The organism is Confluentibacter citreus (assembly GCF_002807055.1).
Taxonomy (GTDB): domain Bacteria; phylum Bacteroidota; class Bacteroidia; order Flavobacteriales; family Flavobacteriaceae; genus Confluentibacter; species Confluentibacter citreus.
The window spans coordinates 361,173-377,965 of record NZ_NIXN01000002.1; the positions used below are offsets into that span (position 1 = coordinate 361,173).

General features: G+C 34.4%; 13 protein-coding genes. 10 read left to right on the forward strand and 3 right to left on the reverse strand.

Translation table 11 applies throughout. The annotated features are described in order from the left end of the window. Positions 1 to 50 precede the first annotated feature (50 nt). Complete coding sequence (locus CDH49_RS07375) at positions 51 to 1,670, forward strand: ABC transporter substrate-binding protein (protein ID WP_100614845.1); 1,620 nt, start codon at positions 51 to 53, stop codon at positions 1,668 to 1,670. Positions 1,671 to 1,729: 59 nt separating this feature from the next. Here CDH49_RS07375 and CDH49_RS07380 read toward each other — a convergent pair whose 3' ends face one another. Beyond that, positions 1,730 to 2,905: a GlmU family protein gene (locus CDH49_RS07380; RefSeq protein ID WP_100614846.1), complete on the reverse strand. Its 1,176-nt coding sequence runs from the start codon at positions 2,903 to 2,905 to the stop codon at positions 1,730 to 1,732. 146 nt (positions 2,906 to 3,051) lie between these two features. Further along, a complete protein-coding gene (locus CDH49_RS07385) occupies positions 3,052 to 3,303 on the reverse strand; it encodes a type B 50S ribosomal protein L31 (RefSeq protein WP_100614847.1) in 252 nt (83 codons plus the stop codon). 158 nt (positions 3,304 to 3,461) lie between these two features. On the opposite strand from CDH49_RS07385, the gene CDH49_RS07390 reads away from it, so the two are divergent. The 7 genes from CDH49_RS07390 (at position 3,462) to CDH49_RS07420 (ending at position 10,517) form a co-directional block, all read left to right on the forward strand. Next, the gene (locus tag CDH49_RS07390) at positions 3,462 to 3,983 is read left to right on the forward strand and encodes a DUF4199 domain-containing protein (protein ID WP_100614848.1); all 522 of its coding nucleotides are present in this window, start codon (positions 3,462 to 3,464) and stop codon (positions 3,981 to 3,983) included. Positions 3,984 to 4,033: 50 nt separating this feature from the next. After that, positions 4,034 to 4,984, forward strand: a complete 951-nt coding sequence (locus CDH49_RS07395; protein WP_100614849.1) for a glycosyltransferase family 2 protein — start codon at positions 4,034 to 4,036, stop codon at positions 4,982 to 4,984. Between the two features lie 150 nt (positions 4,985 to 5,134). Then, entirely contained in the window at positions 5,135 to 6,865 is a 1,731-nt protein-coding gene (locus tag CDH49_RS07400) for a phospho-sugar mutase (RefSeq protein ID WP_193434719.1), read from the forward strand. Then, on the forward strand, positions 6,865 to 8,700 hold the full coding sequence (locus tag CDH49_RS07405) for an ABC transporter ATP-binding protein (protein WP_100614850.1): 1,836 nt from the start codon (positions 6,865 to 6,867) through the stop codon (positions 8,698 to 8,700). The genes CDH49_RS07400 and CDH49_RS07405 overlap by 1 nt, the downstream gene beginning before the upstream one ends. Before the next feature lie 299 nt (positions 8,701 to 8,999). Further along, on the forward strand, positions 9,000 to 9,542 hold the full coding sequence (locus tag CDH49_RS07410; RefSeq protein ID WP_100614851.1) for an RNA polymerase sigma factor: 543 nt from the start codon (positions 9,000 to 9,002) through the stop codon (positions 9,540 to 9,542). 30 nt (positions 9,543 to 9,572) lie between these two features. After that, the gene (locus CDH49_RS07415) at positions 9,573 to 10,067 is read left to right on the forward strand and encodes a hypothetical protein (RefSeq protein ID WP_100614852.1); all 495 of its coding nucleotides are present in this window, start codon (positions 9,573 to 9,575) and stop codon (positions 10,065 to 10,067) included. A 12-nt stretch (positions 10,068 to 10,079) separates the two neighbouring features. Beyond that, positions 10,080 to 10,517: a sensor of ECF-type sigma factor gene (locus tag CDH49_RS07420; RefSeq protein WP_100614853.1), complete on the forward strand. Its 438-nt coding sequence runs from the start codon at positions 10,080 to 10,082 to the stop codon at positions 10,515 to 10,517. 38 nt (positions 10,518 to 10,555) lie between these two features. Here CDH49_RS07420 and CDH49_RS07425 read toward each other — a convergent pair whose 3' ends face one another. Next, on the reverse strand, positions 10,556 to 11,482 hold the full coding sequence (locus tag CDH49_RS07425) for a WD40/YVTN/BNR-like repeat-containing protein (protein WP_317044385.1): 927 nt from the start codon (positions 11,480 to 11,482) through the stop codon (positions 10,556 to 10,558). Positions 11,483 to 11,705: 223 nt separating this feature from the next. Between CDH49_RS07425 and CDH49_RS07430 the strand changes: the two genes are divergently transcribed. Together CDH49_RS07430 and purL are read left to right on the forward strand one after the other, a co-directional pair. Further along, complete coding sequence (locus CDH49_RS07430; RefSeq protein WP_100614855.1) at positions 11,706 to 12,920, forward strand: RsmB/NOP family class I SAM-dependent RNA methyltransferase; 1,215 nt, start codon at positions 11,706 to 11,708, stop codon at positions 12,918 to 12,920. 139 nt (positions 12,921 to 13,059) lie between these two features. After that, positions 13,060 to 16,728, forward strand: a complete 3,669-nt coding sequence (gene purL, locus CDH49_RS07435; RefSeq protein ID WP_100614856.1) for a phosphoribosylformylglycinamidine synthase — start codon at positions 13,060 to 13,062, stop codon at positions 16,726 to 16,728. Positions 16,729 to 16,793 lie beyond the last annotated feature (65 nt).

Here is a 16,793-nt window from a genome sequence, read left to right on the forward strand (position 1 = left end):
ATTATATTTACCTTTGCTAAAAGAATGCAAATTTACAACTAATAAGTTATATGATAAAACTTCCATTAAAACAAATAACCAACTATTTATCAATTAGTTGTGTCGTTTTACTATTTTGTTCTTGTGGAGGCAATTCAAATTCAAATACAGACGCAGTCGTTTTTCGTTATAACGAACATAAAAATATTGGCTCGTTAGATCCTGCATTTTCAAAAGACATATCAGATATATGGGCAACTAATCAATTGTTTAACGGATTGGTTCAAATGGATGGAAATTTAAAAATCCAACCTAGTATAGCTAAAAGTTGGACGATTTCTGAAGATGCTTTAACATACACATTTTCATTGCGTGATGATGTGTTTTTCCATAAACATGAACTTTTCGGAAAAGATTCCACTAGAACAGTAAAAGCTTCGGATTTTGAGTATAGTTTAAATAGATTAATCGATAAAAAAGTAGCATCTCCTGGCGGTTGGGTATTGGGTAAAGTAGAACATTTTAAGGCTGTAAACGATACACTTTTTGAAATTAAGCTACAACAACCATTCCCTGCGTTTTTAGGATTGTTGACCATGAAATATTGCTCGGTGGTTCCAAAAGAAATTGTTGAATTTTATGGTAGCGATTTTAGATCACATCCTATTGGCACAGGACCTTTTAAATTTAAACGATGGGAGGAAAATCTGAAATTAGTGTTTAGAAAAAATCCGAATTACTTCGAAAAAGATAGTCTAGGCAATAATTTACCTTATTTAGAAGCCGTTGCCATCACGTTTTTACCTGATAAACAAAGTGAGTTTTTACAGTTTACGCAAGGAAACCTCGATTTTATGATCGCATTGGACGCTTCTTATAAAGATGAAATTTTAACCGCAAGTGGCAAGCTCCGCGATGAATATTCTGAAGATGTTGATATGGTTCGTGGTCCCTATTTAAACACCGAATATCTAGCGTTTTATATGGATTCAGACATTCCTGAGATACAATCTGAACTCATTAGAAAAGCCATTAATTATGGTTTTGATAGAAAAAAAATGATGATTTATTTGCGTAATGGTATCGGAATTCCTGCTGAAGGTGGTTTTATACCCAAAGGGCTACCAAGCTATCATGAGACGCTCGGATTTAGTTATAAACCCGACATCGCAAAACAATTGGTTGAACAATTTAAAAAAGACAGTGGTAATAAAAGCCCTGAAATTTCGATTACAACTACCGGCAATTATTTAAGTTTTTCTGAATACATTCAACGTGAACTTCAAAAAATCGGACTCATTGTAAACATTGACGTCATTCCGGGATCTGCTTTAAAAGATGCGAAAGCCAACGGTAAATTAGATATTTTTAGAGCCAGTTGGGTGGCCGATTATCCAGATGCCGAAAATTATTTGTCGCTTTTTTATAGTAAAAATTTTGCCCCTAACGGACCCAATTATACACATTTTAAAAGTGAGTTATTTGACACATGGTATGAAGAAGCCTTTACAGAAACCAATGATGAAAAAAGAAATTTGCTGTACACAAAAATGGATTCATTAATTATGAAACAAGCCCCTATAGTGCCTCTTTTTTATGATGAAATCGTGCGTTTTACCAGAAAAAACGTAAAAGGATTAGGAGTTAACCCTGTGTATGTTTTGGAATTGAAAAGGGTTAAAAAATATTAGTCTTTAAAAAATATCGGCATTGGTTAACCCTATTTGAAATTGAATTTATCAAAAGTTATCTATTCCTTGCTATATTTTTTGGTTTCTTCGAAGACGTGTTCTAAAATGGCTTCATCCTGTTCGGTAAATTCTACATGGCGTCTGTCCATAATTTTTTTGGCAACTTCAAAAGCCTTTTGGGTTAAATAGGTTGTAAATCCGCTACTTCCACCCCAACTGAAACTTGGCACAAAATTTCTAGGAAATCCACTTCCAAAAATATTGGCACTGACACCAACAACGGTTCCTGTATTAAACATGGTATTAATGCCGCATTTACTGTGATCTCCCATCATGAGCCCACAAAATTGCAGTCCAGTTTTAGCAAAACTTTCAGTTTGGTAATCCCACAGTTTTACTTCTTCATAATTATTTTTTAAATTAGAGGTGTTTGTATCAGCGCCCAAATTACACCACTCCCCTAAAACCGAATTTCCTAAAAATCCATCATGCCCTTTATTTGAATAGGCAAATAACACGGAATTATTAACCTCACCTCCTATTTTGCAGAAAGGTCCAATGGTGGTAGGCCCATAAATCTTGGCTCCCAATTTCACAACACTTCCCTCACACAAAGCAAAAGGACCACGAATAATAGAACCCTCCATAATTTCAGTATCCTTCCCAATATAGATAGGTCCCGTACTGGCGTTAAGTGTTACAAACTCCAATTTGGCACCGTCTTCAATAAAAATATTCTCTGGATCTATCACATTATTAGTTGGAGGTATGGGTCTAGACTTCCTGCCTTCTGTTAATAGATTAAAATCCTCTTGGAGCGCCTCCCCGTTTTTACAAAAAATATCCCAAGTATGTTCTATTTTTAGAATATCATCATGGTATTCTAAAGCTTCATAAGTTTCAAAATTAACATCTTCCTGAGTGTCTTTTGTGAAAAAAGCAATCACGTCTTCACCTTTAAAAATCGCTTGATTCTCTCTTAAATTCTTAATCATTTCAACCAACTCTAGATTTGGAAGATAAGACGCATGTATCATAATGTTTTCATCCATTTCAACCATAGGATATTTATCAGACAGATAATCTTCCGTTAATGTCGTCGTGGTCGAATCTAAATAAGTTTCCCATTTTTCCCTAATGGTTAAAATACCTGTTCTAATATCCGCAACAGGCCTTGTAAATGTAAATGGCAACAGATTATTACGCGAAGGGCCGTCAAAAAGAATGTAGTTCATAATTAAATTAGAGGTAAAAGTTAAGAGTTAAAAGTGGTTTCCTTGAAACTTAACCGTAGTTAACCATTCAAAAATAGGCTAATTACTTAAAATAAAAAAGCCTTTCAGAATTGAAAGGCTTAATAAATTTATAGTATGAAACTAGTTTATTTGCTAAACTTAGAATATTTGTTTTTAAACTTGTCAATACGACCAGCAGTATCTACCAATTTAGATTTACCAGTGTAAAAAGGATGAGATGTTCTAGAAATCTCCATTTTAATAACTGGATATTCAACACCGTCAACTTCAATGGTTTCATTTGTGTTAGCAGTAGATTTTGTTAAAAACACGTCATCATTAGACATATCTTTGAATGCTACTATTCTATAATTCTCTGGGTGTATACCTTTTCTCATCGCTAAATGCTTTTATTCTTTTCAATTTTGGAAGTGCAAATTTAGATAATTTTTATAAATTCACAATACTTTTTAGAAATTTTTATTATCTAACCTTTTGTAACGTTTTATTATATTTGAATACTAACTAAATATCTAACTTAAACCATCAATAAACTATGGACTCTGAAATTAAATCTCCCGGTAAATTTGCAGTTAATTACGGCATAATATTAGGACTTATTTTGGTTATTATTTACGCCTTGATGTATGCCACTAACATGCTGATAGAAGGCACACAATGGCCAATGGTTCTTTTTTATGTCATATTCCCAACGTTCTTGATTTATGCTATAAGTCAGTTCAAAAAAGCCAACAACAACCTATTAACCTTATCTGATGCTTTGAAAGTTGGTGTGGCTGCTGCTGTAATAAGTGGATTGGTTTATGCTATTTTTTCTATCATATTATTTTATGTAATCGATCCAGGGTTAATGGATAAAATGATGGAAGTTGCAAGAGAAAAACTTTATGAGAATCCGAATATGACCAGCGAAATGGTTGAAACAAGCATGGCAATGATGGAGCAATTTTCTGGCCCCTTATTTGGATCTGCTGTATGGATTGCCTTAAGTGCACTGTTTGGATTAATATATTCTCTCATTGGCGGGATGGTTATGAAAAAAGAATCAGAAGAATAGCATAGATAATTTCCGTATTTTTGAAAGATTAAATTATTGAAGATTTCAAAATGAATATATCTGTAGTTATTCCACTACTCAACGAACAAGATTCTTTAAATGAACTGCATGATTGGATTGCAAAAGTGATGCAAGCCAATCATTATTCATACGAAATTATTTTTATAGATGATGGCAGCACGGATGAATCATGGCGTGTTATTACGCAATTATCAGCTAATAACAAACATGTAAAAGGCATTCGCTTTTTTAAGAATTTTGGTAAATCACAAGCACTTCATGCTGGTTTTGAAATCGCTCAAGGAGACGTTATCATCACTATGGATGCCGATTTACAAGACAACCCTGAAGAAATTCCAGACCTTTACAATATGATTATGTCTGATGGTTTCGACTTGGTTTCTGGTTGGAAAAAGAAACGTTACGATTCCATACTTTCTAAAAATTTGCCTTCCAAATTATTTAATTGGGCCGCTAGACAAACATCTGGTGTTAAATTAAATGATTTTAATTGTGGCCTAAAAGCTTATAAAAATGACCTTGTAAAAAACATTGATGTTAACGGAGAAATGCACCGTTACATTCCTGTTTTGGCCAAAAATGCTGGCTTTATTAAGATTGCCGAAAAGGTAGTTGTACACCAAGCCAGAAAATATGGTGAAACTAAATTTGGCATGGATCGTTTTATCCATGGCTTTTTAGATTTAATAACCATTTGGTTTTTATCCCGCTTTGGCAAACGCCCCATGCATTTATTTGGTGCTTTAGGCGCTATCATGCTTATTATTGGTTTTGGTTTTTCATTATATCTGGGTATTGATAAAATATTTTTGAACCCAACGGGCAGATTAATAACACAAAGGCCGCAATTTTATATTGCTCTTTCAACTATGATTATTGGTACCCAATTTTTTGTAGCTGGTTTTTTAGGGGAAATCATCCTTCGCACCAAACAAGACAAAAAACGATATGCCATTAAAGAATACCTTAATTTGAATTAAGAATATTAAATTGTTATATTGTTTCTATAATTCAAATTATATATTAAGTCCCAAATATGCTTTATAAAAACCTAAAACTAACCTCTTAATTATATATTTTTGTAATGTTCCAAATCACTATAATCATTAATAATTTTAAACACCACAACCATGATTTACATTGAGCCAAAAATTCTAGATAGAATAAACAAATGGTTAACACCATCTTTTGATAAAGAAACTCAAGATTTCATTAAAGACAGCATTGCTCACAACCCTAAAGACATTCAAGAGAGTTTTTATAAAGATTTAGAGTTTGGAACTGGTGGCATGCGTGGTGTTATGGGCGTTGGAACAAACAGAATCAATAAATACACCCTTGGGAAAAGCACGCAAGGTTTAAGTGATTATTTACATACATGTTTCCCTAATGAAACCCCAAAAGCTGTCATTGCTTTTGATTGCAGACATAATAGTAAAACCTTGGCTAAAGTGGTTGCCGATGTGTTTTCGGCAAACAATATAGAAGTGTATTTATTTGAAGATTTACGGGCAACCCCAGAATTATCATTTGCCGTGAAACATTTAAACTGCCATTGCGGCATTGTTTTAACGGCGTCCCACAATCCTCCTGAATATAATGGTTATAAAGTATATTGGCAAGATGGTGGTCAATTAGTGCCACCACATGATGAAGCCGTAATTAGAGTTATTGATAAAGTTGAGTATTCAAATATAAAATTCCAACCTAATACTAGTTTAATTCATTATATAGGCAAAGATGTAGATAATGTTTTTATCGATGCTTCAGTAAAAAACGGTTGTGTTGGGGCTTCTCAAGAAGCTAAGGATAATTTAAAAATTGTGTTTACGTCACTTCACGGAACATCCATCACTGCCGTACCAGAAACCTTAAAACGTGCTGGTTATAAACATGTACATATAGTAAAGGAACAAGAAGTGCCTGATGGGGATTTCCCAACAGTGGCTTCGCCAAACCCAGAAGAACCAGCAGCCTTAAAAATGGCATTGGAACTTGCTGATAAAGTGGGTGCTGATATCGTTATTGGAACCGACCCAGATTGTGACAGATTAGGTGTTGCAGTCAGAAATTCTGAAAATAAATTACAATTATTGAATGGCAATCAAACCATGTTAATGATGACCGATTTTTTATTGAAAAAATGGAAATCGGAAGGTAAAATTAAAGGAAAGGAATTTATTGCATCTACCATCGTTTCTACGCCTATGTTGACTAATCTAGCAACTGCTTATGGTGTTGACAGTAAAATTGTTCTGACTGGTTTTAAATGGATTGCTAAATTAATCCATGATTTTCCAGAACTTGATTTTATTGGTGGTGGCGAAGAAAGTTTTGGCTACATGGTAGGCGATTTTGTTCGTGATAAAGATGCTGTAACGTCAACGCTTTTGGCTTGTGAAATTGCGGCCATATCAAAAGCAAATGGTAGTTCGTTTTACAATGAATTATTACAATTGTATGTAGAACATGGTTATTTCAAAGAAAAATTAGTGTCATTAACAAAAAAAGGAATTGAAGGGGCTCAAGAAATTAATCAAATGATGATTGATGCTCGTGAAAATCCATTTAAAATTGTTAATGGTTCTAAAGTAGTTAAAATTGATGACTATGAGTTATCCATATCAAAAAACATGATAACTGGTAAAGAAAACATCCTAGACATACCCAAATCAAACGTTTTAATTTATCATACCGAAGATGGTAGCCAAATAGCTTTGCGTCCTAGCGGTACAGAGCCGAAAATTAAATTTTATATCAGCGTCAATACAAAACTGGAGTCCGTTTCAAAATTCAAGGAAACTGAAGCTGCGCTTGACGCAAAAATTGATGCTATTTTAAAAGACATGAAGCTTAGTTAATGAATCACTTTAGGAATATATTACGGTACGCCATACCTTATAAACGATTTGCAATTGGACACATTATTTCTAATGTGTTTTTTGCTTTATTTGGCACCCTATCGTTTGTGGCTTTAAAACCCATGCTGGATGTCATTTTTGGAAAAGACAAAGAAGTCCCTTCCGTGAAACCTGTTTACGAAGGATTATTAAAAGTTGGTAATTTTATTGAAGATTATTTGTCTTTTTACATGAATCAATTTACTGGAGGAGACAAGTCTAAAGCATTAATATTTGTGATATGCTTAATCATTCTCATGTTTTTATTGAAAAATTTAGCAGGTTATTTAGCAAATTATTTTTTGGTTTTTTTAAGAAACGGAGTCATTAGAGATCTTAGAAATGCTGTCTATAAAAAAACCGTAGAATTACCACTTTCTTATTTTTCAGAACAAAGAAAAGGCGATATTATGGCTCGTGTTACAAATGATGTCTCCATGTTGGAATATTCTTTTTTACCTGTTCTAGAACTTATCATACGTGAGCCATTAACTATCATTTTCACAATAATTGCGATGCTTTATTTAAGTCCGCAATTAACCCTATTCGTTTTTATTTTTATTCCTATCTCTGGAATCATAATTTCTTATGTTGGCAAAAGCTTAAAAAGAAAATCTGATCGTGTTCAGAAAGAACAAGGAGTTATATTATCCACTTTGGAAGAAACACTTACTGGTCTTCGCATTATTAAAGGATTTAATGCCGAAGGAAAATTTAACGATAAATTTCAGGAATCCACAACTCGATTTTATCATTTCTCCAATAAATTATTGAACCGCCAAAATTTAGCATCACCTACCAGTGAATTATTAGGTATTATGGTTATATCCGTTCTTTTATGGTATGGAGGAAATTTAGTTTTAAGCGACTCAAACACGTCTGGGTTAGATGGAAGCTCATTCTTAATTTACATGGGCTTAGCTTACAATATATTAACTCCAGCAAAAGCTATTTCAAGAGGATTATACAATATAAAACAAGGTGGAGCTGCGGCAGAACGTATTCAAGAAATTATTGATACACCAAACCCATTAAAAGACAAAATAAATGCTGTTATAAAAACAGGATTTGATTCTGAAATAGTATTTGAAAATATCTCATTCAAATATCAAGACGAATACGTTTTAAAGAATTTTTCATTAACCATTCCCAAAGGAAAAACTGTTGCATTGGTTGGACAATCTGGTAGTGGTAAATCGACCATAGCCAATCTCATCACCCGGTTTTATGATGTGAATGAAGGTCGGATTTTAATTGATGGCATCGATATTCGAGATTTAACAACCATGTCTTTACGCAGCCAACTTGGCATCGTTACCCAAGACGCCATTCTTTTTAATGAAAGTATTAAAAACAATTTAAAAATCGGAAATGATAACGCATCCGATGAAGAGGTTATTGAAGCTTTAAAAATTGCCAATGCTTGGGAATTTGTTAAAGATTTACCCAATGGAATAGAAACAAATATTGGCGATTCAGGAAATAAGTTGTCTGGTGGTCAAAAACAACGATTGAGTATTGCTAGAGCCGTTCTTAAAAGTCCACCAATTATGGTTTTAGACGAAGCAACTTCTGCCTTGGATACCGAAAGTGAGCGTTTAGTTCAGATTGCGCTTGAAAATATGATGAAAAACAGAACATCCATTGTTATTGCACATAGATTATCTACCATACAAAATGCCGATGAAATTATTGTACTTAATAAAGGTGAGATTGTAGAAAAAGGCAAGCACAACCAACTCATAGCCAATAATGGTGTTTATAAAAAATTGGTAGATATGCAAAGTTTCGACTAACAAGGAGACTGTATAAAATAAAAAAGGATAGAGACTTGGGGGGTTCTATCCTTTTTTTTTTCGTTCATTGCTAGATTTGGGGACCACTAACAATATTAAGTAGGTTTCTGGAGCAAACTTAAAACAAAAAAAAATAGTTTACAAGAAAAATTGCATTTAATCGTGTTAAATAAGCATTTCGTCGATTATTTTATATGCAAATATTTGATTATCAATTAATTAATCTTTTGATAAAAAATTAGAAATTATCAGGTTAAACTTTTAGTATATTTATCGGTCTAACTTGAATACTATATTTTGTGACCGACGAAGCACAACTGCTTGAAGATTTAAAATCTGAAAAACATAAAGAACAGGCTTTTAGAACCTTAATGACACTTTATAAAGAGCGTTTATATTGGCATATTCGTAATATTGTGAAGTCTCATGATGATGCCGACGATGTACTTCAAAACACGTTCATCAAAATTTATAGTAACATACATAGCTTTAAAGGAGATAGTAAATTGTTTTCTTGGATATACCGTATTGCAACAAACGAATCCATAACCCTACTTAACAAAAACGCCAAACAACTTTTAATATCAAACGAAGAATTACAAGATTCAACAATAACCAATCTGGCAACAGATGTATATTTCGATGGCAATGAGATGCAATTAAAATTACAAGAAGCCATTTCAAAACTACCGCAAAAACAACAACTGGTATTTAATATGAAATACTTTCAAGATTTAAAATACAAGGACATGGCAGATATTTTAGAAACTAGTGAAGGTGCTTTAAAAGCCTCTTATCATTTAGCCGTAAAAAAAATTGAAGCATATTTAACTAAAAATTAAACCTTTATATAAAAACCAAGTCTAAGGGTTATGAGTGACAAATTAAAAAATATCAAAAACGCAGGATTTAAAGTACCTAACAATTATTTTGAAGGTATAGAAGATGCTGTTTTAAGTCAAATGAAACTTAAAAACATAGAGGGTTCTGGATTTAAAGTTCCTGATGGTTATTTCGAATCTTTGGGAGATACTGTATTAAATAAAATCTCTAAAAACGAGAATACCAAAGTCATCAACTTATTTACCAGAAGAAACTTACTTTATGTTTCCAGTATTGCTGCAACCATATTGTTGTTATTTAATTTATCTGTTTTTAACAAAAAAAGTGTCTCTTTTGAAACTTTAGAAACTGCATCTCTTGAAAGCTATATTATGAATGAATATATAGACTCCTACGATATGGCATCACTTTTGACTAATGAAGACATTGTGGAAGAAAACTTTATAGAGCATAATTTCTCTGAAGAAAACATGGAAAACTATATTTTAAACAATATTGATATTGAAGATTACTTTTCAGAATAAAAATAAATAAAAATGAAAACCATTATCATCACTTTAGCCTTGTGCTTTTCACTAAGCATATTTGCTCAAGAAAATAAAATTAAAAGCCTTAAAATTGCTTTTATAACCGAAAAACTGAATTTAACCGAAAAAGAAGCGCAACAATTTTGGCCTGTGTATAATGCTTATGACGACACCGTTAGCAACCTTAAATTTAACGAGTTTCGAAAAGTAGTTCATGAAATTAGACAAAATTATGCTTCCATTTCTGATGACAAAGCAAATGAACTTTTAAATAAAGCTGTAGAAATAGAAGGTAAAATCCATGCTGAAGACGTTAAATTAATAAAGAAACTCCGAAGCATCATTCCAGCAAAAAAGATTTTAGCTTTAAAAAATGCCGAAGAAGACTTTAACAGGAAAATGCTCGAAGAATTTAATAAACGACGCAGGGAAAATAGTAACAGATAAAAAAAAGGGAAGTTCAAGCTTCCCTTTTTTATTTGAACTTATTCTCTAAAAGCAACTTTAGAAATTCTTTTGGAACCTGCTGCATAACCCACACCATCGTTTAAAAACCGAAGCGCATGAAAAGGTTCGTCACTTAAATGTTTCCATGTTAATCCAGAATCGTTACTAAAATCAATGCCTTTTAATCCAACCGCCACCAATTCCTTTCCATTTGAGTTAGGAATAAATTGTACACAACTACTATATCCTGGATCTTTATTTTCAGCAACTAATTGCCATGTTTTTCCACCATCCGTTGTTAGCATTTTATTGGCAGTATTAGCATCTGGATTGGTATAATCACCACCAATAGCATATCCATTAAGTTCATCATAAAAATCAATAGAATATATGCCTTCAGTGTCTTTGGCCTTTACAATAGGTGTTTTTACAACATCCCAAGTTAATCCTTTGTCATCAGACATATAAATATTCCCAGCTGTTGTTCCTATCCATATTTTGTTACCTATAATTTTAATATTGGTATTACTAGCAGCAAAGGCACCTTCACCCTCTTCTGCCTTTGGAAGATTAGCACATGCTATTTTATTCCAAGTATTCCCACCATCTCTAGTAATAATAATGGATAAACATCCGTTCATGCTATCCCCAACTGCAATACCTTCGTTATCATTCCAAAATAACATGGCATCATAAAAAACACCCGTAGCATGTTCTTCATAAACCAATTCCATTTTTCCCTTATCTCCTGTTTTGTATAACAAGGCTGGATTCTCAATACTCAACATGAAAAAATCGGTTGCAGTATGTGCAATGGCTCTAAACTCTAAATTTAAAGTATCATAGGTTTGAACAGATGTTTGCCACATGTCTTTTCTAGGATTATACAATCCAAAGACACCTTCGTTGGCTGCAAAGGCCAAACTACCATCATTTAAAATATCAATGGCTCTAATACTTAACAAGGAGTCCGAATAAATCGTTTCAATGCTTACGTGATTAAAGTTTCGCGGTATAAATGTGTCCTTCCCTCCGCAGGAAAACAAAAACGCTAGACATAAACAAAAAACCCAAAGCTGTTTCATAAATTTCAATTGTGTATAAAAATATAAAAGCTAAACGAATAAAGACCCAAACGATTCAACAAATCAACATATTAATGTAACTTTGCAGCCTTATTTACAAACCATGCGATTACACAGAAATTTATGCTTTTCGGTTATTGACGGATTAACTTTGATATTCAATGAAGGTCATTATGCCGATAAAGTGATTCAACAATTATTAAAACGCGATAAACGTTGGGGTGCACGCGACCGTGCCTTTGTTGCAGAAACCACCTATGATATTGTACGTTGGAAACGTTTATATGCCGAAATTGCTGAAGTTAAAGAACCTTTTGATAGGGATAATCTATGGCGCATGTTTGCCGTTTGGGCAACCTTAAAAGGCATTAAATTACCCGATTGGAAATATTTTGAAGAGACACCAACACGCAAAATAAAAGGCCGTTTTGATGAACTTTCAAAAATTAGAAAATTCAAAGAATCCATTCCCGATTGGATAGATGAATTGGGGGCAAAAGAACTTGGTGACAAAGTTTGGAGCAAAGAAATGGAGGCCCTAAACGAACAAGCCGATGTTATTTTAAGAGTCAACACCCTAAAAACAACCAAAGAAAAATTACAGGAAGAATTATTTGACTTAGGATTTGAAACAGAAATCCTTCCAGACTATCCACACGCCTTAAAGCTAAAAGAACGCGCCAATGTATTTACTACGGATGCCTTTAGCAATGGCTTGTTTGAAGTACAGGATGCCTCTTCGCAATTAGTCGCTGAATTTCTAAACGTACAACCGGGTATGCGTGTGGTAGATGCTTGTGCAGGTGCAGGCGGGAAAACATTGCATATTGCGTCTTTAATGGAAAATAAAGGACAAATTATAGCTCTGGATATATATGAAAATAAACTCCACGAATTAAAACGTCGTGCCAAACGAAACAGTGCCCACAATATTGAAACCAGAGCCATTGATTCTACCAAGGTCATTAAAAAATTATATGATAAAGCTGACCGAGTGCTGATTGATGCCCCATGTTCTGGATTGGGAGTTTTACGCAGAAATCCGGATGCCAAATGGAAATTACAACCCGATTTTATTGAAAAAATAAAAACAACCCAGCAAGAGATTTTACAACAATATTCCAGAATAGTAAAAGTGGGCGGACAATTAGTGTACGCAACCTGTTCTATTTTACCTTCTGAAAACCAAGAACAAGTGAAGACCTTTTTAAAATCGGAAGCCGGAAAAAGCTTTACACTTTTAAAAGACAAAAAAGTATTATCACATCAATCGGGTTTTGATGGATTTTATATGGCTTTGTTGGAGAGGAAAGAATAATATTAAAACCAACTTAAAGTCGTTTTTTTAGTTGATAACAACGTGAATAACTCTAAATTTTCAATGGCATATTTACACCAAATTAGACTTAAAAAAAGTAAATTTGCACTTTGTTAAACGCAACACAAACTGATACATAATGATTCATTTCTTTGGAAACGTAACCGGCAATATATTTGCTGTTCAAACAACAAAAGAATTATCAACCGAAACCATAACGAAATTAGTGTGGTTATTTGGCAACCAGCCAAAAATAGAACAAGCATCTCTAGATGCTTTTTTTGTTGGCCCTAGAGCCGCTATGATAACTCCGTGGAGCACCAATGCTGTGGAAATTACCCAAAACATGGGGATTTCTGATATCATTCGTATTGAGGAATTTCAAGCCGTTTCCAAAGATTTTAAGGATTACGACCCCATGATTTCTGAGAAATTCAACGGATTAAACCAAGAATCATTTACTATAAATATTAAGCCTGAACCTATTCTAAATATTCAGGATATTGCGGCATACAACAAAAAAGAGGGCCTATCATTAAGCGATGAAGAAGTCAGTTATTTGGAAGGTGTGTCTAAGAAAATCGGTCGCCCATTAACGGATTCTGAAGTTTTTGGTTTTTCACAAGTGAACTCAGAACATTGCCGCCATAAAATTTTCAACGGCACCTTTGTGATTGATGGTGAAGAAAAACCAACATCACTTTTCAAATTAATCAGAAAAACATCTGAAACACACCCCAACTCCATTGTTTCAGCATATAAAGATAATGTGGCATTTATTGATGGACCAAAAGTGGAGCAATTTGCACCAAAGTCTGCCGACAAACCAGATTTTTATGAAGTAAAGGATTTTGAGTCTGTGATTTCCTTAAAAGCAGAAACCCATAACTTCCCAACAACGGTAGAGCCTTTTAATGGAGCAGCAACAGGTGCTGGCGGTGAAATCCGTGATAGATTGGCTGGTGGAAAAGGCTCCTTGCCTCTTGCAGGTACAGCGGTTTATATGACGTCATATTCTAGATTGGAAAAAAATCGCCCATGGGAAAAAGCCTTTCCTGAACGCAAATGGCTGTACCAAAACCCCATGGATATTTTAATAAAAGCTAGTAATGGCGCCTCGGATTTTGGTAACAAATTTGGACAACCACTCATTTGTGGTTCGGTTTTAACCTTTGAACATGAAGAGGAAGCAAGAAAACTTGGTTTCGATAAAGTGATTATGCAAGCCGGTGGTATCGGTTACGGTAAAAAAGACCAAGCTTTAAAAAGCGAACCACAAACGGGCGATAAAATAGTCATTCTAGGTGGCGAAAACTACCGCATTGGTATGGGCGGTGCTGCCGTTTCTAGTGCTGATACAGGGGCTTTTGCTTCTGGAATTGAGTTAAATGCGGTGCAACGTTCCAATCCAGAAATGCAAAAACGTGCTGCAAACGCTATTCGTGGGATGGTTGAAAGTGATGAAAATTTCATCGTTTCCATTCATGATCACGGTGCTGGAGGTCATTTAAATTGTTTAAGTGAATTGGTAGAAGCTACCGGTGGGAACATCGATTTAGATGCCTTGCCTGTTGGTGACCCGACACTTTCCGATAAAGAAATTATCGGTAACGAATCTCAAGAACGTATGGGCTTGGTGATTGATAAAGACCATATTGATATATTACAACGTATTGCCGATAGGGAACGTTCGCCTATGTACACTGTTGGTGATGTGACTGGTGATGATCGTTTTACATTTGAATCTAAGACCAATGGCCACAAGCCTATGGATTTAGCTATGGAAGATATGTTTGGTAGTTCGCCAAAAACCATCATGACCGATAAAACAGTTGAAAGAAACTACGATGAAGTTACCTATGATTCCAATAAGTTTCATGATTATTTAGAGCAAGTTTTACAATTGGAAGCTGTGGCATCTAAAGATTGGTTAACCAATAAAGTGGATCGTTGTGTTGGTGGCAAAGTGGCTAAACAACAATGTGCTGGGCCTTTACAATTACCTTTAAATAACGTGGGTGTTATGGCTCTTGACTATAAAGGGAAAGAAGGTATTGCGACTTCGATTGGACACTCGCCTATTTCGGGATTGATTGATCCAACAGCAGGCAGTAGAAATGCCATCACAGAAGCCTTAACCAATATTATTTGGGCACCGTTAAAAGACGAATTGAAATCCGTTTCCCTATCCGCAAACTGGATGTGGCCGTGTAAAAACGAAGGTGAAGATGCCCGTTTGTATGAAGCCGTTAAAGCCGTTTCGGAATTTGCAATTGATTTAGGCATTAATGTTCCGACAGGAAAAGATTCCTTATCCATGAAGCAAAAATATCCTAATGAGGATGTGATTGCTCCTGGAACAGTGATTATTTCCGCAGCTGGAAACTGTAACGATATTACTAAAGTGGTTGAGCCTGTTTTAAAAAGAAATGCAGGCAGTATTTATTATATTAATATTTCTCAAGACGATTTTAAATTAGGCGGAAGCTCGTTTGCTCAAATATTAAACAAAATAGGCAATGATGCGCCCACTGTAAAAAGTGCTGCTTATGTTAAAAATATATTCAATACCATTCAGAAATTAATAAAAGATAATCAAATTGTTGCAGGACATGACGTTGCTTCGGGTGGATTGATTACCACGCTTTTAGAATTATGCTTTGCGGATACTAAGCTTGGAGCTGAATTAAATCTTTCTGCTTTATCTGAAAAAGATTCCATTAAACTGTTATTTTCAGAAAATGCTGGTATTGTTATTCAATCTAAAGACGCTTCCATTGAATCCGTTTTAAAATCTGCTAAAATTGAGTTTTTAAACATTGGAAAAGTTACTGAAATCAACCAATTAAGTATCAAAAACAATGCTGATACTTTCAACTTAAACATTTCAGAATTACGTGATGTTTGGTATAAAACATCATTCCTTTTAGACCAAAAACAAACCGCTAATAATTTAGCTCAAGTGCGATTTGATAATTATAAAAATCAACCACTCCACTATACATTTCCTAAACATTTTACAGGCCTCACCCCCAACCCCTCTCCAAAGGAAAGGGGAGCGCGTCCCAAAGCCGCCATCCTCCGTGAAAAAGGAAGCAATTCTGAACGCGAAATGGCAAATGCCATGTATTTAGCTGGCTTTGATGTAAAAGACGTGCACATGACTGATTTAATTTCTGGTCGTGAAACCTTGGAAGACATTCAGTTTTTAGGAGCTGTTGGAGGCTTTTCAAATTCCGATGTTCTTGGTTCTGCCAAAGGTTGGGCAGGTGCTATTAAATACAACGACAAAGCAAATAAAGTCATTCAGGATTTCTTCAAAAGAGAAGATACGTTGTCTGTTGGTATTTGTAACGGTTGTCAGTTGTGGATGGAATTAGACTTGATTAATCCGGAACACGAGATTCACGGAAAAATGCATCATAACGAATCGCATAAACACGAAAGTGGGTTTACTTCTGTAAAAATCCAAGAAAATAATTCCGTGATGCTTTCAACGCTTGCAGGTTCTACTTTAGGGGTTTGGATTTCACATGGCGAAGGAAAGTTTAAATTACCTTATTCCGAAGACAAATACAATATTGTTGCCAAATATGGTTATGGCGAATATCCACATAACCCAAATGGCTCCGATTTTAATACGGCCATAATGTGTGATAAAACAGGCAGACATTTAGTAACCATGCCACATATTGAACGCTCCACATTTCAATGGAATTGGGCATATTACCCAGAAAACAGAAACGACGAGGTATCTCCTTGGCTAGAAGCTTTTGTGAATGCCAGAAAATGGATTGAAAACAAATAATAAATAATCTTGTTTTAAAAAAGCCCAGATAATTTATAATTACCTGGGCTTTTTAATTATGAAAA